This window comes from gamma proteobacterium SS-5 (genome assembly GCA_009497875.2).
Taxonomy (GTDB): Bacteria; Pseudomonadota; Gammaproteobacteria; order Chromatiales; family Chromatiaceae; genus Magnetovirga; species Magnetovirga frankeli.
Genome location: CP032508.2, coordinates 2177613 through 2198658, shown reverse-complemented (window position 1 = coordinate 2198658; position 21046 = coordinate 2177613). Strand labels below are relative to the sequence as shown.

Annotated in this window: 13 protein-coding genes and 2 pseudogenes; 2 read left to right on the top strand and 13 right to left on the bottom strand. The window is 54.6% G+C overall.

Annotated features, from left to right (window positions below):
* Positions 1-18 precede the first annotated feature (18 nt).
* The 11 genes and pseudogenes from D5125_15360 to D5125_15310 form a co-directional block, all read right to left on the bottom strand.
* On the bottom strand, positions 19-402 hold the full coding sequence (locus D5125_15360; protein QFY90727.1) for a GxxExxY protein: 384 nt from the start codon (positions 400-402) through the stop codon (positions 19-21).
* A gap of 13 nt (positions 403-415) precedes the next feature.
* Positions 416-3106: a BREX-1 system phosphatase PglZ type A gene (pglZ, locus tag D5125_15355; protein QFY90726.1), complete on the bottom strand. Its 2691-nt coding sequence runs from the start codon at positions 3104-3106 to the stop codon at positions 416-418.
* A complete protein-coding gene (locus tag D5125_15350; GenBank protein QFY90725.1) occupies positions 3103-4209 on the bottom strand; it encodes a DUF1016 family protein in 1107 nt (368 codons plus the stop codon). The genes pglZ and D5125_15350 overlap by 4 nt, the downstream gene beginning before the upstream one ends.
* Before the next feature lie 6 nt (positions 4210-4215).
* A complete protein-coding gene (pglX, locus tag D5125_15345) occupies positions 4216-7959 on the bottom strand; it encodes a BREX-1 system adenine-specific DNA-methyltransferase PglX (GenBank protein QFY90724.1) in 3744 nt (1247 codons plus the stop codon).
* A gap of 43 nt (positions 7960-8002) precedes the next feature.
* Complete coding sequence (locus tag D5125_15340; GenBank protein ID QFY90723.1) at positions 8003-8404, bottom strand: GxxExxY protein; 402 nt, start codon at positions 8402-8404, stop codon at positions 8003-8005.
* The gene (gene dinD / locus D5125_15335; protein ID QFY90722.1) at positions 8401-9264 is read right to left on the bottom strand and encodes a DNA damage-inducible protein D; all 864 of its coding nucleotides are present in this window, start codon (positions 9262-9264) and stop codon (positions 8401-8403) included. Before dinD ends, D5125_15340 begins: the two co-directional genes overlap by 4 nt.
* A gap of 84 nt (positions 9265-9348) precedes the next feature.
* Positions 9349-12888: a BREX system P-loop protein BrxC gene (gene brxC / locus D5125_15330; protein QFY90721.2), complete on the bottom strand. Its 3540-nt coding sequence runs from the start codon at positions 12886-12888 to the stop codon at positions 9349-9351.
* 22 nt (positions 12889-12910) lie between these two features.
* Positions 12911-13528 (bottom strand): DUF1788 domain-containing protein, encoded by a 618-nt coding sequence (locus D5125_15325; protein ID QFY91189.2) that lies wholly within the window; start codon positions 13526-13528, stop codon positions 12911-12913.
* A 72-nt stretch (positions 13529-13600) separates the two neighbouring features.
* Positions 13601-14224, bottom strand: a complete 624-nt coding sequence (locus tag D5125_15320) for a DUF1819 family protein (protein ID QFY90720.1) — start codon at positions 14222-14224, stop codon at positions 13601-13603.
* Between the two features lie 6 nt (positions 14225-14230).
* Complete coding sequence (locus D5125_15315) at positions 14231-14449, bottom strand: helix-turn-helix domain-containing protein (GenBank protein QFY90719.1); 219 nt, start codon at positions 14447-14449, stop codon at positions 14231-14233.
* A 157-nt stretch (positions 14450-14606) separates the two neighbouring features.
* Positions 14607-14783, bottom strand: a pseudogene (locus tag D5125_15310) (gamma-glutamylcyclotransferase).
* A 713-nt stretch (positions 14784-15496) separates the two neighbouring features.
* Here D5125_15310 and D5125_15305 point away from each other — a divergent pair.
* Positions 15497-16546, top strand: a complete 1050-nt coding sequence (locus D5125_15305) for a transposase (GenBank protein ID QFY91188.1) — start codon at positions 15497-15499, stop codon at positions 16544-16546.
* A 204-nt stretch (positions 16547-16750) separates the two neighbouring features.
* Positions 16751-18077: pseudogene (locus tag D5125_15300) on the top strand (ATP-binding protein).
* Between the two features lie 14 nt (positions 18078-18091).
* On the opposite strand, the gene D5125_15295 reads toward D5125_15300, so the two are convergent.
* Both D5125_15295 and D5125_15290 read right to left on the bottom strand, forming a co-directional pair.
* On the bottom strand, positions 18092-20509 hold the full coding sequence (locus tag D5125_15295; GenBank protein ID QFY91187.2) for a DEAD/DEAH box helicase family protein: 2418 nt from the start codon (positions 20507-20509) through the stop codon (positions 18092-18094).
* Positions 20490-21041: a hypothetical protein gene (locus tag D5125_15290; GenBank protein ID QFY90718.1), complete on the bottom strand. Its 552-nt coding sequence runs from the start codon at positions 21039-21041 to the stop codon at positions 20490-20492. The genes D5125_15295 and D5125_15290 overlap by 20 nt, the downstream gene beginning before the upstream one ends.
* Between the last annotated feature and the right edge of the window lie 5 nt (positions 21042-21046).

Sequence of the window (21046 nt, the reverse complement as noted above, 5' to 3'; positions counted from 1 at the left end):
GATAGACACAGATGGAATTCATAAGGCAAGTCGTTCCCACTGGAGCTTGGCATACTTAAAATTCAGGATCAGGCCGACACGAAGCCCTGTGATTTTCAGATAATTGAGAATTTGGCCTTTTTCATGGTCGGTAATTCTTTCAATGGTTTTTGTATCGATCACAATCTTGTTGAAAACGATCAGATCAGGAATGTACTCGCCAACCTTGACCTCTTTGTAGACCACATCAAAACGAGGCTGCTGCGCATAGGCGATTTTTCGCAATCCAAACTCAACACACAAGGCATTCTCATAAGGCTTTTCCAGCAGACCGTGTCCCAATGTGTTCAATACCTCCATTGCACATCCAATAATCTGATGCGTTTCCTCTTTGAACAAAAATCTGTGTTCATCTGTGTCCATCTGTGGTTCCTATTCAAAAATCAAAATCGCTGGTAAATGAGCGCCGCATCAAGTACCTGAGCGACTTGTATTCCTTGTAATGTGAAGTCCCGGCGTGTTTTTCCTCCAACCGTAGAATGACCTCCTGGCCATTGGCCTCGTCGGCCTTGCGGGTCAGCACGAAGCGCACCTGCAGCTCCCGCTCCCGAGGATTCTCCGAGCTCAGATCAAAGGTCAGGTCGTGACTGTCGGAGATCAGGTCGCCTGCCTCGGTGTAGATGCCAGCCCGCAGCACACGCAGCTGGATCTTGTCCGTCACCGGTCCGGCCTGGTAGAGGGTCACCGCCAATTGCCCGGAGGTAATCACCGAGCTGGCTCCGCGCAGGATGTCCACCTCGACGGCGGTGACATCGCTCTGGCGTTTCTTGTTGATCTTGAGTACCGGGATCACCACCTCCTGCAACGACGCACCGCCATGCACAAAGCGGCTGCCGGAGCCCTTCAGGCGCAGGCGGTTGATCGACTTGGGAATCTGCACTTCTACCTCACCGGCAAGCCCAAGCTGCTCGGGGGTGAACTTGTGCAGGCCAGGATGCTTTGGAAGGTTCCTCCCAAGAATAAACCGCCGATCCTTGAAGAGAACCACAGATTCACACGGATTCACACAGATGTTTTTGTTTCCATTTTTTAATCCGTGTCCATCTGTGTCCATCTGTGGTTCCTCCCCCACGAAGTCGCTCTCGTCGATGGCGCGGTTCTGGTAGATGAAGCCATGGTCCGAGGTCACCAGCAAGTTGTTGGCGTTGGCCCCTGTCAGCTTCTTGATCAACCGAATCAGCTCCTGCAGGGTCTCTTCCACCGCCTCGAAAACCCGCTCCTCGGACTCCCGCTTGTCGCCGGTGGCATCGATCCGGTTGTGATAGACATAGATCACATCGTGATCGCGCACCAGCGCCCGGCAGTCGTCGCCCTTCATGGCCATCAACTCGTCGGCCTTGCAGGCGGTAGCCCGTTGACTGATTGCCTGGCCAAGGATCTTGATGCGGTTGGCCGTTCCCTGCGAGTTTTGCCCATCCACCAGCACGGTGCCGGTTTCGTTGTCTGCAATCGCCAGTGCCTTATTGGGTAGGAGCGCCGCCATGCCGAGCTGGGTGTAGCTGGGCAGCATCGAAAGCGCCGGTTCCAGTTCGGCGCTGTAGCGGTCTTCCTGGCGGATCAGACTCAGCAGCTCATCGCCGATCTCGTAGCGCATGGCATCGGAGATGATCACGCAGACCTTGTTGTCCTTGCGCAGGAACGGCCGGACCCAGTGCTCGAAAAACTCCTTCTGTTTGCGCACGGGGAAGGCTTCCCACTTCGATGCCGCATCCACGAAGGTCTGGAAACGGTCGCCCAGCTTCAACAGGTAGTTGTTGGAGTAGAGGTTTTCGACCTGATCGGTCAGGCTGCCCATAAGCGACGCCTGTCCCGACATGCGCACATGGTAGGTGAACTTGCGGTAGAGCTGATCGAGCAGAAACCATGATTTTGCATACCGCTCCACCCAGCTTCCCAAAGAATTTGGAACCAAAGATTCACACGGATTCACACGGATATCTTTCTCTGATCTGTGTCCACCTGTGTTCATCTGTGGTTCAAAAATAACAATCTCGCTGAGGGTTTGCATAAAGCGGACAGCGTAATCGACCGCCTCGTACAAGTGGCGATATTCACGATACCAGTGGCCTTGTCGCCGCTGGCGAACCCAGATCGCCACGTCACCGCTGGAGGCCGTGCGGGCTGCCACCGCCCGCACCAGGTCGCTGATGATCTTCTGGTCAATCAGGCGGAAGTAATCCAACTCGATCAACTCCCGGAAATCCCGCTTGGCCAGATCCTGCTCAATGCCGAGGACCTCGGCGCATTCTCCCGAGAGGGTCTCGAAGCCGCCTTCGAATTGACGGCTGTCTTTCCAGCGCTTGAGGAATACCAGGGCGTCGGAAGACAATTTTTTACCACGAAAGGCACGAAAATCACGAAAGTTGTTTTCTCCTGAACCTTCAGCTTCAGGGGCAAAGTTTTGGAAGTAGCAATCCCTGAACAGTGTGACTACAAAGTCCCTAATACTTGGTTCATCTGACTCATAGCCATAGTGCCGTTTCATCTGTTCCCACAGGAAGGCATCAAGATTGAACCGTTCTATCAATTTGAACTTTTCGTGTTCTTTCGTGTTTTTCGTGGTTAATTCATCCAGCAGGTTTTCCACCACCGCATCCATGCGCGACTCGCTGCCAGTGCATACCGCCAGCATCTTCAGGCGAATCTGTCCGGCGGTGTCGTCCGCTTTCAGCAGCTTCTTGAGGGCGTCCTTGCGCTTGATCGCCTGGAAGAACTCCGCATGGGCTTGCACCACATCCGTAAACTCCAGGCCGAGCTCCAGTTCGGACAGCCAGATGGCCACCTGATCGGTGCGGAACTCACCGTGGGCCAGTTGTACATCCAGCAGCCAGTTATCCAGATCGGCGGGCTGAGGGCCTTCTCGGTAGAGCAGGAATTTCTGTTCCGGTTGCTCGCGCAGGAGCCTGTACTTGATACCGTACTCGTTGTTGATCAGCTCCAGCTTCTCGACGCCGGGAAGCTGAAGCGCCTCGAAGTCGTCGCGCAATTCCTGCTTGGCGTCGTACCAGAAGACAATCCGGTGCCGGTCGAAGATTTTGGTCAAGGCTTGAGCGATGCGGTCGTTCATGGCTCAACCCCTTCCGGTACAGTTCCATCACCCTCATCCTGCAACTGCTGCAAATCCTGCTCAATCTCCTCCACCGTCGGCAGCGCACCCTTTAGGTTATCGGGCAGGGTTTCCACCAGGGTGTATTCGCTCACTCCCATCGGCTTGTTCATGTCTCGCAGAGCAAATTCCACCTCGATATTGTTTTTGTCACGGCACAGCAACAGGCCGATGGTGGGCTGGTCGTCATCACGCTTGAGCAGGCTGTCAACCGCCGACAGGTAGAAATTGAGCTTGCCCGCGTATTCAGGGATGAACTTGCGGTTTTTGAGTTCCACCACCACATAACACTTCAGGGTGACATGGTAGAAGAGCAGATCGATGTAGTAGTCGTTGTCGGCGATCTCCAGATGATACTGACGGCCGATGAAAGCGAATCCCTTGCCCAGCTCCAGTAGAAATTGGGTGATGTGCTGGGTGAGCTGCCGTTCCACATCCCGTTCGTTATACGGGGCGGTCATGGTCATGAAGTCAAAGGTATAGGGGTCTTTCAGGGTCTGCTGGGCGAGGTCGGATTGGGGCGCGGGCAGAGTGCTGGAAAAATTCGTCACTGCCTTGCCCATCCGGTCATACAACCTGGACTTGAGTTGAAACGCCAGCACATCGCGGCTCCAGCCCCGCTCGATGGTCTGGCCGATGTAGAAACCAGCTTCGGCCACACTGACGCACTTGGTGAAGATCAGGATGTTGTGCCCCCAGGGAATTTGGTCAACAGGCTGTTGACCAAATGGAGTCGAAGCGATGTCTGCGGGCGAGTCGCCATCCCCACTGCCCGATGCATAGAACTGATAAAAACGCTGGCAGTATTTCAGGTTGGAGGCCGACAGACCTCTGATCTCGGGAAATTCCCGTTGCAGATCGTGCGATAGCTGCGGGATGACCTTATCGCCCCATTGGCTTTGCACCTGCTTGGCGGCAATCATGCCCCCCAAGTCCCAATAGAATCGAATCAACTCGCGGTTTGCCGCCAGCGCCATGCTCAGACGGGCAGAGCTGATGCGGTTCTTGATCTGTTTCAACCACGCTTGATAGTCAGCGCCGACAAAGAGAGGAGACAGGGTCATCGCAGATTAATCCTCCGCCGCATCCAGGCCGACGATCTTCTTCAAAGCCGCGCCGAGTTTGGGGTAGTTGACCTTCACGCCGTCGTCGAGGTCGATCTCCACCTGCTCGGTGGCCAGCGGGTACAGCACCTCGCGCTCGTACTCCTCCATCTCGGCGATCATCTTAGTTGTCTTCTCGATCTCCTTCAGGGCCTTGGTCTTCTCGCCCTGGCTGCTGCTGGCGCTGATGCTGACCGCCTCCAGATGGTTCTTGTGCGAGGTGAGCTTGGTGCGGAACTCGCGCAGGTAGTCGTTGAGTACCACGCTGACCGTATCAGGGCGGTAGCGGTGCATGTAGATCAGCGCGTTGAAGTTGCCCCCAGATTTGCCAGAGCCGCTGGAAAACAGCCAGTAGATGGGCCGCTTCTTGTAGCGCTTCACATGATCGGTATAGAAATCCTTGAGGAAGTAATCGCGGATGTCGCGGGCCTTGCCATTTTTGCCCAGCGCCTTTTCGACGAACTGGAGGTTTGCCTCATAGTGCTCATCGCCAAAGGCCACGCGCAGGAATTTGCGGAAACGCTCGGCGATGTCGTCGGTGAACCAGTCGCCGTCGAGCATGGGGATGACGTTGTCGTCATCCGCCGGAAAAAGACAGGAACCACGAAAGGCACGAAAATCACGAAAGTTTTCTTGGTTTTCCTTTTCGTGTAGTTCGTGTTTTTCGTGGTTAAAAATCTTTTTGTAGTAGTCCTCGATGGTCTCGCCCTGATTGGCGAGGATCAGCCCAGGCTTGTCCAACGCATAGCGGCCAAACATGCAGCCCACGGCATAGGAGACAAGCTCGCGCATGGTGTCGGCCAGCAGCAGCGCCTCCAGCTCGTCCTCGCTCTTGTCGTTGCCGTAGCGGTAGTGCGGGTTGCAGGTCAGGGTGATTTCATTCAGCGGCACCTCGGGGGTCAGCTCGGCCTGCAGACCGTAGGCGTCGATGAAGATGCGGTTGTTTTCTTGCTCCAGCCGCTGCATCTCCAGCGTCATCTCCCGCCAGTGGGCACGGAGCTTCTGGTAGGTGGCCTTCAGAGTTGACTGACGGTTGTCGGGATACAGCAGTGGCAGGCTGGTAAAATCCCAGGAGGTCTCGTAGATATTCCAATCTACGCGTGCAAGGGCAACCGCTGTTTCTGCGACAGCAGAAACCTGCTTGCTTATCTTTGCCACAGCATCGTTCATTACTGGTAGTGCTGCAACATTTTCTACCTGAAAGTTGAGTGTGGGATTTAAGGCACTCATGAAGAAATAGGCGACTTTCGAACATAAGTAAGAGGTAAACTCGTTCATTCGGTTGCTGGGCGGAAACGCCGACGAACCACCAACATCAAATATGAAGCCCGCATCTGAACGACGCACACCAAATGCAGAACTACTGACAAAAGACCAAGTGAGGGCCGGCAGGAAATATGAATGCTGATTTTTTAATACCCATACCTCAATCAACTTGTCCCATTTTTCGTCGGAGAAACCTTGTGCATAGTCTTTTTCTCGATACTTTTCCTTAACTACTGACTTCAATTCGAATCCATCGTTTTCATAGTTCACAACATATTCGTGATTGCCATACCATTTACGAAAACTACCCCCTTTGTTGTAAGGAAACCACTTTTTGCCAGATTTAACAGCCTCACCAGTTGACGAGCATCCAAAGCCAATCTTTTTGAAAGATACTTCTTGCCACAAACGAAGAAATTGATTGTTATCAGTAGTGGCCATTCCCTGGCGTGGTTCAGCAATTTTTTCTATCGGATCCCCCTGCTCAAACGCTCTACGACCTGCTTCTGGCAGCCAATAGCTGATTGGAGAGCCATCAACTCTCTTAAAGTCATTTGCGGACGCTGTGTAACGAAGATCTAACCGCTGCAGCAACATTGACTGTTTTTCTGTTTCGGATTCGCCATCGGTTAGCTGCAAATAAACACCCTTGAAGCCCACATCGACAGCATTTTTCGTCACAAATGCAGCTGTTGAAACAACGCCTCCACCAATCGTATCGAAAGCTCTGGAACCAAATTGAGCCAATGTTTGAATCGTTGTGCTATTCAATAGATGCTGCCGCAAAGCTTTGTATGAAGATAAAAACATCCAACTTTGCATTGTCAGCATTGAGATGTAGCCAGATTTCTTCACAAGTTCGACACTCCGCTCAATAAACATGGCGAAAGCATCGAGTTTGTTATCTTGATATTCACTTTGTGCAAACTTCTTCAGTGATAGGTTCATTGATTTCCGCCCCATATACGGCGGATTGGCAATTACCACATGATATTTCGGGCTCAGGTAATCGGCCTGCCGCAGAGCTTGCAGCACCTTCTGATGGGTCATGCTGATAAACAGCTGCCCGGAGAGATTCTTTGACTCCAGAATCCTGAGCATGCCGTCCACGTCGGTGACATCGGGACGGATCAGGGAGCCGAAATTATCGGCCTCTTCGAACTGGCGCAGGGTGGTTTGCAACGGCGCGCTGAACAGGTCGCGCCCGACAACATCCATGTACTCCTTCAACTCGCCCTCGTCGAAATGGACATTCTCCAACACGCAGATGTTCGGCTTGACCCCCTTGTTGAAGAACCGGCGCTGTTTGGCGCGGGCTTTCATGGTCAGGGCAAAGGCCGCCAACTCCCCGGCGCGTTCGTCGATCTCGACACCGTAGAGGTTATTCGTGAGGATCTTCTCCGGAATCTCGGCGGGCTCATAGCCTTCCTCCTCGTAGATGGCATAGAGCAGGTCAAAGGCATAGGTAAGCATGTGGCCGGAGCCGCAGGCGGGGTCGCAGATCTTGATCTCTTCCGGGGAATTGACCACTAAAAAATCTTTTTCTGAACCACGAAAGGCACGAAAATCACGAAAGTTTTCTTCTTTTTCAATTTTCGTGTCGTTCGTGTTTTTCGTGGTTAAATCTTCTTCTGGTTTGATGTAATAGTCCATCTTCTCGACCAGCTTCGAGCCGGGACGATTGAGCAGCCACAGGCGGCCGAGGGAGTTTTCCACCAGATAGCGCACGATCCAGTGCGGGGTGAAGAGCTGGGTGGCGGCCGGGATGTTCTCGGGCGTGATCTTCTTGTTCTTCTTCAGGCCGTCGAACACCTCGTCCTTCTTCTCGGAGATGTAGAACTGGTAGAGCCAGCCAATCACCTCGACATCCTGGCAGGCATCCGGCGTCATCGCCTCGCGGGTATAGGCGAGGATGGAGTTGCCTGAGAGCAGGTCGTCGGGCATCAGCAGTTCGGTGTAGTCATCGATGCGCTGGAACAGGAACGGCATCGCCTTGTTCCAGAAATTGCAGGCGGCGACCACCAGCAGACGGTAGGCTTCGCCCTGCGGGTCGCGGCTGGGCGCTTTGCCGTCGAGCAGGGCGAAGATCTGCTGCCGGACCTTGTCGTGAACCATCTCCTCGTCGATGTGGCCCATCTTGGCCTCGGCCAAAATTTCCGGCTGGAACTGTCCTTCGGCGGGCGACACCACGCCGATGCGGGTATAGCGGTTCACATCCATGAAGCGCAAGGCGCAGAAACGGTTGAACCAGATGTAGGCCACCCGCTCGATGACCTGTTCCTTGCCGTGGCCCTTGATCGCCTCTTCCAGTTTCTTGATGGCCTCGGCACGTTCACGCCGAGCCGCGCTGTTCTCGGCCAGCACGTGTTTCAGTTTCGCGGAGACCTGTTCCATCAGAGAACGTCGGGCATATTGAGCGAAGCGCTTTAATTTTAGTGTTTCCATAAAAATCCTTTAACCACGAAAGGCACGAAAAACACGAAAGAGTTCAAAGGGCAAACCTCTTGATGGTTGCTTTAGGATATGAGCCAAAATTGACCAACAGCCCCAACTTCATGCCTGTGGCCTTTAAATAATTCAGCAGTTGCGCCTCATGCTCAGGCGCTATTTCCTTAACGGCCTTGATTTCAACGATGATCCCGCCGTAACAAACAAAATCCGGCTTGTAAGTCTGGAGCAAAGGCTGCCCCTTGTAGTTCAAACAAAGCTCGACCTGTGCCTGAAACGAAATACCCCGAGAAGTCAATTCCCTTTCTAAACATTCCTGATAAACAGACTCCAGAAACCCACAGCCCATTTCACGGTACACATCAAAGATCGCCCCCTGGATGGCATATGACTCATCCTTAAACAGTATTTTTTCGTGCTTTTCGTGTATTTCGTGGTTCATTCTTCGCTCTTCGATTCAGGTAGGCGGCCAGATTGCTTCTCAAGTTTCTTCTCTTCCGTTTTCACCCTGCGCTCCAACTTCTTGATGTCTTCCTCAGGCGGGAGCTTCTCGGGTTTGATACCGCGCTGACCGAGCATGTCGCGCACGCTCACATTATTCTGCACATGCTCGCGGGTTATCGCATGCTCGCCTTGAAGGTCGTCTTGCTGGACATTGTGGTTGGTCATTTCCGTGGCCAGATTTTTGGCCGCGATAGTCAGGGCTGGCAGGAAGTCCGCCAGTGGGCGGGTTTTGGTGATCCCGTATTTGTCTTTCATGACCTGCGTGGTATGACCACCAAAGAGAGCGGCATCCCCCTTGGAGCGAATACGACCAAATCCGGCGTCATCGACTCCGCGCTCGTAGATGTTCTGGGAAAGGGACTTTTCCGATTCCCGCAGCCGTTCCCGTGCGTCCAGTCGAGCCTGCAGGCGCATTCGGTCTTCGATCAACTCCTGCTTGCGGGTCTGTACAGCAAAATAGCTCTGGGCAAAGGCGATGGGTTCCTTGCGCGGATCGCCGTTTTGTGCAATCAGGTAGCAGGCATAGCGGGTGAGCATGAAATCTTCAATAGCCCGCTCGGCTCCGCTACCCAGCTTGACCATTTTCGTGACGCCACGAAAATGGTTCGATGGAACGTAACCCGTTGTTTCGCAAGACTCGATGGCCCGCTTGAGGGCAGTCTGGAAGTTCTCCCAACGGGCGTAACCGAGCGGCTCTTGTAATTCCCGAGCGAACCAGAACTCGACGTTCTCGTCCGGAACGGCATGGCTCAAGGAGTCGAATTGATTGTGTAGTTTCTGAATGACAAGCTTATCCATGGGCAGTGCGTCCGACCATTTTCCCGGTGCCAGGAAAATGGTTTTTCACCAAAATTTCGTGCTTTTCGTGTATTTCGTGGTTCATCAAATCTGAATCCTTTTTCCTTTGCGGATTTCATCCAGCAGCGCCTCGCGCATGGATTCCAGGTAGCGTTCCACGTCGGTCTCGTCGGCCAGCCAAGCTTTATCAAAAGAGACCTTCACTGAGCGGATATTTTGAACCACAGATTCACACGGATTCACACAGATATTTTTTTCATGTTCTTTTAATCCGTGTTCATCTGTGTCCATCTGTGGTTCAGATAGTTTAGCCAGCAATCGCGGATAATCCTGCTCTTCAAACCGGCGCAGGGTGTCGCGGATGACGGCAATCAGTTTCTGGCGCTCTAGGCCTGCGTTGAATTCGTTGAACGGGCAGGTGATCTGCTCCTGCTGATTGCCGTTCAGTGCGCCAAATTCAGCCATGCTCTCGATCCGGCCTTTGAGGGCGGCGACGGTTTCCTTGGCCTTGGTAATCTCGGCCTCTATCTGGGCTGTGACCTTCTCCTGCAGGGTTTCGACGAGCAATTTCACCTGCTGCATGCGGTTGCCCTTGAAACATTCCGGATCGGTCAAGCTGGCAACCACCTGAGCGGTTTCGTCGCCATCGATGTAGGCGAAGTTGGGCTCCTGAGTTTGAACGAACTTGCGGGCGTTATCGAAGATGCCTTTCTGCGGGCCGCTCATGAACTTGCGGACAGGATCGATGACCCTTTCCTTCATATCGAGCAGCGCGTCTTCCTGGCGGGTGAGTTCGGTCAGATACCAGGTATAGGGCTTGCCGGTTAGTTCCTTGAGCTTCTCAAGCACCGGTGTCAGCGCATTCAGGAACGGATATTGGGAGACTAAAGCCGCCAACGGGGTGAGCTGGTGCATGAGTTCCTGGAGCGCGGTGCCGGTCTCCTTGCCGAGCGCCTTCGCTTCGCCGGCAGCAGGCGGGGCATCGAAGAAGTCCTCAAAGAATTCCTTGAGGGCGCGGACCTGCGATGCGGTAAATTCGACCTGGGGCTCCAGCACTACATTGCCGTGGCCATGGGTATTGCGCAGTGTCCGTTCCAGCTCGTCTTCTTCAAGCAGGTTGCCGTCGGTACGAACCTCGACCTTACCGCGAGCGCACAGGTTGGCCAAGGTGCAAAGCACGGCGGCGTAGTACCAGCCGTAGGGTTTGCGCTCGAATTTCTCCAGCAAGTTTTTCAGCGTGGTACGCACGCCTCCCCGGTTGTTGCTCTGGATGAACGCCAACAGCTCCTGCTCGGACTCGGCCAGGGAGGTGGCGTCATTGCCGAACAGCCCCTGCTGTGAATGCTTGAGGCATTTGGCGATGTCGTTCTCGGTGTAGGTGATGCCGCGCAGCATGCGAAGGTTTGGATAGGCACGGGAGATGAGCTCGTGGAATCCGCGCAGCACCCGGGTCTGGGCATCCTCGGAACCGATTTCGATGTCGGCTCCTGCCACGAACAATTTGGCCTTACCCAGCAGGCTTTGAACGCGCTGCTGCAGTTCGGCATACCGTTCGCGGTTCTGGAAGCCCTTGTCGGTCAGAATGCGTTTCACCGCCTCCTGTTGCGTGATCGAGATATTCTGGCGGATGTATTTCTCCGTCCGCTTGTACATGAGGATGTCGCGAACGAGGCGTTCATCCGCAGGCATCAAGACCAGCAACTCATCCCGGCCCATGCTCTGCATCCTTAGGATGGACTCGCGCTCAAAGTTTTCATGGAACGGGCTGATGACATGGATAGCCAGCTCGTACTCGCGCCTGTGCAGTCGGTCATCGAGCTTTCTGGAGAACGGGTAGTCCTGGCCCCCTGCTTTCTGATCTGTGGCGTCGTAACGAATCTTCCGTTGCTTGATGACGTGGTCGAAGACGATCTTCTCAAGTTCAGAGGCAACATCTGACGACTCCACCTCGGTGTTCTTGATCTCCTGCTCGACGTCTTTTTCCTCGTCGGTCAGGTATTCATACAGCTCGCCATTGCGCTGCACATAGGTTTGCTGCTCCAGAAGGCTGAGGGCTTCTTCGACCCGTTTCCGCAGCGCGGGTAGATCCTGATTGAAACCGTCCAGCATCAGGACGCACAGATTCCGAAGAGTCGGCTTGAACTCCTTGACGTATTTGACCAGGAAGAGCGTTTTCAACAGCCGGATCGCGAAAGGGCCATCAAGGTGGTTTTCTGCCTGGATGATGGCTCGCTGGATATTAGATTTCAGCGCGGTGCGAATCCCCTCGAACATCAGGTCGAAGGTCGCCAACTGGCCAATTTCATGATCCCCGATCTGGATCGCAACCTGCTGGAACACTCCCAGCATGGATCGTTCGCCCACCGAGCTGTGCTTGCCCTCAAAGGCGCTATGCTGCGATAGATTCTGAATGGCCGACTGGAACAGCGCGAACTGGTACGGAATGAATGGATAGCTGCGGATAAAGTGATCCCGATCCTGAAAATTTTTGAATTCTCTAGAGCCATCAGAAAAATCGAATAAAGTCTTAAAGTTATTGGACTCAGAATGATACAAGTCACTAAGGAGACCAATCGCCTGATCTGTTTTAGACAGGAGCCGTTTTTGGATGACCTCATCGACGTTTTTGCTTGTCAACTTAATTCGCCCAGGACTTTTTCCTGTTTCACAAGCAAATCGTGCCTTGATTTTTGAAAAGTCATTACCCTGACGCTGTCCATCCTGACCAATGACCGTATCCAGATCCTCCTGCGAAGTAACGACAATCCATGACCTTCCTTTACACTTCGTTGCCAAGCTTTCGGCAATGGTCTGGAGGTTGGTCATAAGTTTGACGTTTTCAGCAATGTACTGACCAACCTCATCAACAAAGAAGTTCAGGCGAAAGTCAGTCGATTGCCGCTCGATGTACGCACACACCTGTTCAGCAAAATCTTCGATGGAGAGACGATAGTCCTGCCTATATTTATCGAGCACGCCTTTTTGGCTTTGCCCCGTGACTTTGTTATAGGCTTTGTCAACCTGATCTGCCACTCGGATCGGCCTGCTTCGCCCCCATCCCCATGTATTCTTAGCCTCGACCTCGAACTCCTTCAAAAAGGACTCAAGTAGCCCATCACGATCCAGCGATCGTTCGAACTGGGCGATGTATGCCTGCTTGCCATAGTAGCCGCATATCTCGTCAAATACCTTGACGAAAACAGCAAGGAGAGCATCGATCTGGGTCTTACTGATGATGTCCGCTTTCTGGTCGATGTTGAACAGAATACTTTTCGACGGAATGGAAACTGCCAGCTTGATATTGGCGCGTAGAATTTCGTTGTCACCACACTTGGGCAGGAACAAATCAAGTGCCGAGACACCGTCAATTTGCCGGTTTTCAAGCAAGAGCGAAAGCATCTTCAATAGATGGGACTTACCCGACCCGAAAAAGCCGGAAACCCAGGCACCATTTACCTCCTTTTCTGAAATATAGGCATCCAAAAAGGCCTCAAGCCGCTTCTCAACTTCACCGGTAAGGACATATTCTTCAATTTCGAGACGAAGACTTTCTTCATCATCAGCTTTGATCACCCCTTCAATCGGGCGACCCACTGGTTTGTTAAAAATGGCTTTAAGAGTCATCACGCTTCCCTCGGAGTTTTATCTAAAATTGGGCTTCGCAGTGAAAGATGTTGAATGCCCGATAGTACTTGTCGTCATTCAGCCTTCCGAAGAGATCGAGCGAAGCTCCGGACTCCAAGGAGTGGGTGTAGGCGCCCGGGAAAAACATGACGGTTGGCTTTTCTTTCGCTGTACTCTGCAAATTGTTCAAAACATTGTGCGAGCGGATGTAGGGGAAAACCTCGCCAACGCCGGACATAAAAAGCACGTCAAAATCTATGGATTTTATTTTTTCGGCAATAGCCGGTATCAAAGTATTTTCGATATCTAATATTCCTTGAAGCTCTTCCTGAAATTTAACTTTTTCCAAGCTTTCTTCATTTTCAATCAACCACTCAAAATCACCCTCTGCTCTGAGCATTTCTATCGAAATATCATAAAGATTGACCTCCAGAACTCGAACACCTAACTGCTCTAGACGATTAATCAGTTGACGCTGAAGCCGCTCCATTTCTACGGACTCTTCCGGCCTAAAGGGGCAGATGAAAAATGGAACCTCGTTACCGAGACCTTGCTTGTTGAGAAAACGCTGGCCTGAGATTACAGCAAAGAGATGCTGAAATCTGTCCTGCATTGGCATTCTGGTTTGGTCGAATGTCATTCGAGCCTTCCTTTTAGAACCACAGATTCACACGGATGAACACAAATAAAAAAGCTGTTTATAAATCTGTGTCTATCTGTGTCCATCTGTGGTTTCTCTTAACGCGGATTCAAATATAGGGAAGTACAAAACATCCCTGCGGCTGCCTTGATGAAACAGTTCCAACAGTCTTGGACTGAGCATGGCAGCGTGGATCATGTTGTTGGCCGTTAGGAGATCGGCCTCGCGAAGCATCTTGAACAGGACCTGCCGCAATTTGCCTCGTGTCGCCGGGGTGATCTCATCCAGTTCCAAATGCCACTCGGATTTCCGGTTGAAGAAGGAATCAAAATCCTCGTGGGTCAGATCACTTTTCAATGTGATGTAGCGCTCTCGAAGCACTTCGACGGCAAAATCAGCGATGAATCTGTACCGGCGGCAAACGGCGAGCCACAGGAGATAGGCCTGCTCTTGGTGGCTGCCCTCAACAAGGAATTCAAGTTCGCCTGGGCTCAGCGTTCTAAGCCTAGAGATGACCTCACGGCAGACACGTTTGAGCGTATTCAGCGTTCTGGTCTGTAGTAAGTTTTCTGCGATGACTTTGTCTCGAACAGCGTTCCAGTCGCCAAGATTAAGATACAGCACGGCCAGCTCCACCGATTCACGGTGAAAAAGACTGCCCGTTGTAAATGACATGCTGTACCTATCGTTAATCATTCTTGGTCAGCCATTTTTTATAACCTTGGGCTTTTTATAATGCTCGGCAGCGCCACCGGCCTTCACCCATTCGTCCACCTCATCCTTCTTGAACTTCCAGAGGCGGCCCATGCGATGCGCGGGCATTTCATGTTTATCAATCCATTTGTACACGGTGTCATTGCTGACCCCGAGGTACTTGCAGATCTCACTTATCGATAACCAGCGGTCTTCCATCTCGGCCATTTCTCAAGCTCCTCGTGGGCGATTGTGGTTAAGCCATGCGCTCGCCAGAGGCGAGGTAAGGGAAAACAAGCGGAGTTCTCCCATTCAAATGACTTGAAAATATACGAATTGGCCGCCTGTTGTCAAACGATCTTTACCGATTAAAGCCGATTATTTGCTAAAAAGGTCGATGCCAGACGCCTGATCCGAGCCTGATCCCGGTGTCAATGCGGGGCATCCAGTAGGTCCAGGCTGGAACCGAAGTGCGCCCGTACAGCACCGCCACAATCACCCTCTGGTACATGCTGCGGCCGCCAGGCCGAAAGCCTTCCAGCCGGTCAATGGGCGGCAGGTCATGCCAATTGCGGATTGGGGATATTGGATTGAGGATTTTGGTAGCTGCTGCTTTGGGCGGGGTCTTGCAATCCGCAATCGCCAATCTGCAATCCTAAATCGGAAGGTTGAGGATTAATTGAATATGTCATACCACTGCGGTCCGGAAAAACCGGACTTGAACTGTTGCAACAGATTGTCTGGCATAAGGAATATCCTCAATTAAGGGTGTTACCGATTTGAATCAGATTCTCGGCCACAATAACCACCAATTTTTTGTTGGTTATTGGAGAGCTCGATGAACCTCGGCAAGCCCTGGAGGGTGCGTCGACCTGGCGCAAAACAGTCTCCACCCTCAACTTGCCTCGTAAGCTATTGATGTAACATCAGAAATAATGCCAGCCGACATCCGGCGGCGGCTCATGTCAAAGGAAGCGTTTTTCTCTCCCGATTTCCCAGCACCGGACGGGGATAACGGGTTTGCAGTCCGGCCGGACACCGGAAATCGCGCTCCAACTTCCCCGTCTTATTGCCTCCCACCGACATCGTTTCGTTGTATTTTCACCCAATCCGTGGCATGGATTGTCGGCTTCTTTTCGACCTGGTTCATCGGAAGGTCGAAATCGGGTCTTTCCTAGGGGTGCGGAAACATATGCACCGTTTAAACACTATTTAAATCAACAGGATATGCATCCTGAGCAGTATCGTGGGCTGGTGGGCATGAAATTCAATCTTTTGTTCGTTCTTTTCACCTTTCTGGCGCATCGGTTTCTGCCGAAATACGACGTCCGCATGCAGCTGCTGATGTTTCAGATCAAAATGCTGCGCGACCGGATAGACGACCAGCGCATAGTTCCCACCCCTGAGGAGCGGGCCGAACTGCTGCGGCTGGGAAACGAGATCAACCACGACGTTGCAGACGTCATGCTGGTGGTCAAGCCGCAGACCTACCGGCGCTGGTTTAATCCGAAGGCCAAGACCCGCCGTCCGAAACCGGCCGGTCGACCCGGCACCGCCGAGGATATCGTGACGCTGATCCTGCGCATGGCGACCGAGAATCTCTCCTGGGGCTATAAGCGCATCTTCGGCGAGCTGAAAAAGCTCGGGATTTCCGTGGGGCTCACTACCATCCGCGACATTCTGAAGCGCTCTGATTGTCCGCCGCCGCCCGAGAAGAGCAAGAGCAGGCCCAATATTCCCTGGTCGAAGTTTGTCAGCGCCCACATGGAATCGCTGGTGGCCTGCGACTTCTTCACCAAGCCGGTCTACACCCTGCGCGGCAGGTTCGACGCCTATGTGCTGGTCTTCATCCATCTCGGCAGCCGCAGGGTCTACCTGAGCCAGCCGACCTTTCATCCCGATGGGGCCTGGGTGATGCAGCAGGCGCGAAATGTGACCATGTGGCTCGACGACCACGGCATCGAGGCCAGATACCTGATTCACGACCGCGATACCAAGTTCACCCGCCAGTTCGACGCCTTCTGGAAAGGGGCCGGGGTGCGCTGCATCCGTATTCCGCCGAAAGCGCCGCAGGCCAACGCATTCTGCGAATCCTTCACCGGCACCTGCAAACACCAGTGCCTGAACCACTTCGTCTGCTTCGGTCTTGGCCAGCTGGCCCACATCAACCGCGTCTGGATCGATTACTACCACACCCAGCGCCCCCACCAGGGCACCGGCAACAACGTCATCTCCGCCGATTTCCGGCGCACATCCGCAGGCCCGGTCAAACGGCAAGAGCGGCTCGGTGGCATCGTCGCCTGGTACGAGCGGGAAGCGGCGTAAACCACGCTTCCTCCTATGTAACATCCGCGCCCTTTTTCCGCAAAGCGGGATTGCTTCCGTCAATGATATCGGACACCGGTTCGGTTCCCGAAAACGGAATAGAACGGAATCACCCGCCGTTTCAACAAACCATTTGCTTTTTCCGGCACGCCAAGCATGAATGACACCGGTTGCCAAAACGAACAGGGAGCACCGGGCCATGTCATGATCGAATGCCTGCAACGAATCATCATCGAATTCCAGATCCTTGAGCTGCCGGGCGGACTGCTGCCCCGGCGTGTTGCCATTGGCAGCCTGCCGGGCAAGGTCTCAGTAGTCACCGGCGTCAGAGGGAGCGGCAAGACTACCTTGCTGCGCCAGCGCATCCGGCAGTTGATCAAGAGCAGGGTTCCCCGCGAGAACATCCTCTATCTCGATCTTGCCGACGACCGGCTTTACTGGCTGCGGTACGAAAACCCAGATCTCATCCTGGATGCATACTTCGAGTTCCACCCTCAGAAGCGCGGCAGCGAGACGCTTCACTGCTTCTTAGATGAGGTGCAGGCGCTCCCGCACTGGCAGCTCTTCATCGACCGCCTGATGCGCACCGAAAAGTGCGAGGTCATCGTGGCCGGTTCTTTGCTCCCCTCACCGGAGGACGCCACCTGCTACCCATTGAACGGCCGGATCGTCTCCTGGGAGATTTTCCCGCTTTCGTTCCGGGAGTTCCTCGTCGGCAAGGATATCGATAGCGACGGCCCCTTATCCACCAAACAGCGGCTGACCACCCAGAAGGCGTTCGAGGACTACTGGCAGGTCGGCGGCTTCCCCAGCGTAAACGGCCTCGACGAGAGGCGACGTGTTGAAGCCCATCAGGCGAACTGGAACGCCATCCTCGCCAGCATCATCGGGTACCACAACAGCTCCAACCCTCGGGCGGTGATCGATCTGGCCCACTGGCTGGTGGACAACACCGGCTCCTTCTATGCCGTCAGTCATCTGACCGATTATCTGAAATCCCTCGGCCACCGGGTGCGGAAAAGCTCGGTGGTCGATTGGCTCGTCGTGTTCGAGGATGCCGGGCTGCTGTTCAGCGTGAACATCTTTGCCAGCTCGCCGACCCGAATCAGCGTCAATCCCCGCAAGGTCTACTGCATCGACCACGCGCTGGTGACCTCGGTCAGCTCCGGCATCCTCACCAACCGCGACAGCCTGCTGGAGAATCTGGTGTTCATCGCGCTGCGCCGGGTAACGCCGGAGATCTTCTACCACAGGACCAAGACGGGCCGGGAGGTGGACCTTGTCGCGCTGCTGCCATCAGTGTCGGGACAAGAACGAACCATAATGCTGGTTCAGGTCTGCGCCTCGCTGGCCGATCCCCGCGTCAAGCAGAGCGAGGTCCGCTCCCTCTCCGAAGCCATGGTCGAGCTGGCGGTGGCGGGGGGGGACCATCGTCACCTGGCGCACCGATGAGACCATCCCCGTGGGCTTCGGCACTATTCAGGTGGTACCAGTCTGGCGGTTTCTGCTGGAGATGGAGCCGCGAACCTAAAATAGCGGCTCGTCTTATTTTAGGTTCGTGCCGTTTCCTAAAACTACGGTCTCCATCGGTTTGATCTCGTACCCCATGGCTCTATAGCCGCGCTGCCGTTTGTCCCACATGCGGTTGAGCTGGGGATGATCGGTCTCGGCATAGTCGTAGATACGCACATCCTGCTTGTCGGCATGTTCCCGGTGCAGACGTCCTGCGTATTGCTGCAAGGTTCCCTTCCAGGAGATCGGCATGGCCAGCGCCAGGGTGTCGAGCGGCGGGTGGTCGAAGCCTTCGCCAATCAGGCGGCCGGTGGCGAGTAGCACCATCGGTGCCGACTCATTCAACGCATCCAGTTCCGCGAACACAGCCGTCCGCTGTTTCTTCGACAAGCGGCCATGCAGGACAAAGCAGTGCTCGACCTCATCCCCCAGCGCCCTTTGCAGCAGCGGCAGATGATCCGTTCGCTCGGTAAGCACCAACACCTTTCGCCCTTCCCGGTAGGCAGCCAGCACATCCCCGGCGATTCGTCGGTTGCGCGCCACATCGTTAGCAAGGATGCGGAACACATCCTGAATCGGCGAATCCGGCGGCATTTCCGGCGCGGGTATCATCTTCGGCCAGACCTCCAGTTGCGCCGGGGCAGTTTCCGGTCTGGCGGCGCTATGGCGGATCGGCCCGCACTGCATAAAGATGATCGGCTGATGACCATCGCGGCGTATCGGGGTGGCGGTCAGGCCCACCACGAATTTCGCTTTGGCCTGTTTGAGGATCGCTTCGAAGGAAAAGGCCGACAGGTGATGGCATTCGTCGATGATGATCTGGCCGTACTGGTCGAGCAGTTCGCCAAGATCCTCTCGACGTGACAGTGACTGCATGACGGCGATGTCGATCTTGCCGGACGGTTTTTTCTTGCCGCCGCCGATGACACCCAAGCTTCCTTTCGGGAACTCAAGAAATCCGGTCAACCGTTCCTGCCACTGGCGCAATAATTCGGTGCGATGGACCAGCACCAGTGTGCTGACCTTGCGCCGGGCGATCAGAGCTGCTGCTGTGACGGTCTTGCCGAAGGCCGTCGGGGCGCAGAGCACGCCGACCTCGTGCTTGAGCATTTCCCGCACCGCTGCCTTCTGGTCCTTGCGCAAGGTACCGGTGAATTTTGCCGTCACCTTCCGTCCAGCCAAGCGCTCGTCCTGAAGCTCCGGACGGATGTCATTCTCTTGCAACAGGTCGAGCACCGCATCAAGGCAACCTCGCGGCAGGCCGATATGCTGGGGATGGTTCTCGGCGCAGCCGATAATGCGCGGCTTGTTCCACACCGGCAAACGCATGGCCTGGGCCTTGTAGAACTCCGGATTCTGGAAAGCGGCGAGCCGAATCAGGCGGTTAGCCAACGGCTGCGGCAGATCGGCCTTGGCGATGAAAATCTGGTTTGCCAGCACCAGACTCAGTGATTCCGGTAGGGGACCGATAATCCGAGCGGGTACGGGTGATGGTCGCTGCCATGGTTTGCTGTCCTCCTCCTCGGTGGCAAAGGCCACATCCAGGGGATGGCGGCCGCCGCTGGCCCGCAAAATGGCGTCTTCCTGGTCCCGCCGGGACATGGGATGGATGGAAGCTAGAAAGGTCCATTGATCGGGATAAGGTTGCAAGTGGTCGTCGACGAAGACACTGCGCCCTGAATCCCTCGGCCGTTTCTGCAGGGGCAGCGCGATCAGATTGCCAAAGCCGCCCTTGGGCATGGTGTCCTGGTTAGGAAAGAGGCGATCGTAGCTGGCCAGGGATAATTGCCGGGTGCGGTCGCAGGTGTGGCTGACCAGAGCGGCCCCGAGCTGCCGGGCCTCGCGGGCCGGAACCGGCTCGGCAAAAAAGATCCAGGCGTGAGCGCCATTGCCGGAGCGGGAAACCTCTAGCGCCGCCGGAATGCCGAGTTCCCGGCAGGATTGCATGAAGGCCTTGGCATCCTCCCGCCAGTCCGCCTCATCGAAATCTGCCGCGAGAAAATAGCAGCTGTCGTCGCTCAGGAGCGGATAGACGCCGATGGTCTGCTTTCCGGCCAAATGGTCATAGATTACCCGGTCGGTCACCGGCAGCAATTGGCGCTGGTTGCAGTCGCCGCATTTCACCCGGGGCTTGTGGCAGATGCCGGGTTTCCACTCATTGCCACAGGCCGGTGAGTAGCCGGACGTGCCTTTTGTCGACTCCCATCGCTGGGGGTAGACATCCTCCCGCCCACGAAAAAGACAGCGAAACAGCGCAATCTTATCTTCGGTGGTAAAATGGGCTTGGGCTGGTGAGGATTCGGTTGGGGCGGGGACCGATTCAGGGATGGCCGGTTCTTCCCAGGCGATACCGTGCTGGGTCAGCAATTTCTTGAGGCGGGCGTTTTCCTCGCGCAGCTGACACAGTTCGTCTTGTTCATTCTGGCTCTTGTCACTCTTCGGCAAATCCATACTCCGCCATCAGATCGTCCATGTCATCGCCAACGCCCCAGCCCCAGTTGTGGCCTTCGCTCCGGACACGTTCAAGCCGCTCGACAAAGTCTTCCTGCTGGTCTGGCTCAAGCGCCGCAATCGCCTTCAGCGCCTGCTCGAACATCCGCACCAAGGCATTGAAATAGCCCTCGTCATCCATCCCGCAGTAGCCGAGCAGGTTCATGCAGGATTCGCAATAGAACACCGTCAGTTCCGCCAAACCTTCCGGCCGTCCTATTGCTTTTTTGTAATCGGAAATCGCCTTCTTGGCCTTGGCGACCGAGATATCCTGATTGCGCATGACATCCGGGCAAACCCAGCGGTCGATGGCGGCCTTGTACGGTTCGAGCACGTCCTCGCCCAGGGCGAAGCGAGCATGGAGAAAAGCCTGATTGCTCTTGCTGGCGGCGTACAGGTCCTGAATTAGGCCCAGCAGCGCCGGACGGTCGAGGTCAGCAAGCTGGCGCTTGAGATCTGTCCAAGTCGGTTTTTTCTTGCTCGATTTTTTCATGGAAC

Coding starts and splice junctions, on each gene's coding strand:
- D5125_15320 (QFY90720.1), bottom strand. CDS start 14,224: ATGATTAACGATAGGTACAGCATGTCATTTACAACGGGCAGTCTTTTT.
- dinD (QFY90722.1), bottom strand. CDS start 9,264: ATGGATAAGCTTGTCATTCAGAAACTACACAATCAATTCGACTCCTTG.
- brxC (QFY90721.2), bottom strand. CDS start 12,888: ATGACTCTTAAAGCCATTTTTAACAAACCAGTGGGTCGCCCGATTGAA.
- D5125_15290 (QFY90718.1), bottom strand. CDS start 21,041: ATGAAAAAATCGAGCAAGAAAAAACCGACTTGGACAGATCTCAAGCGC.
- D5125_15295 (QFY91187.2), bottom strand. CDS start 20,509: ATGGATTTGCCGAAGAGTGACAAGAGCCAGAATGAACAAGACGAACTG.
- D5125_15350 (QFY90725.1), bottom strand. CDS start 4,209: ATGACCCTGTCTCCTCTCTTTGTCGGCGCTGACTATCAAGCGTGGTTG.
- pglZ (QFY90726.1), bottom strand. CDS start 3,106: ATGAACGACCGCATCGCTCAAGCCTTGACCAAAATCTTCGACCGGCAC.
- D5125_15315 (QFY90719.1), bottom strand. CDS start 14,449: ATGGCCGAGATGGAAGACCGCTGGTTATCGATAAGTGAGATCTGCAAG.
- D5125_15340 (QFY90723.1), bottom strand. CDS start 8,404: ATGAACCACGAAATACACGAAAAGCACGAAAAAATACTGTTTAAGGAT.
- D5125_15325 (QFY91189.2), bottom strand. CDS start 13,528: ATGACATTCGACCAAACCAGAATGCCAATGCAGGACAGATTTCAGCAT.
- D5125_15360 (QFY90727.1), bottom strand. CDS start 402: ATGGACACAGATGAACACAGATTTTTGTTCAAAGAGGAAACGCATCAG.
- pglX (QFY90724.1), bottom strand. CDS start 7,959: ATGGAAACACTAAAATTAAAGCGCTTCGCTCAATATGCCCGACGTTCT.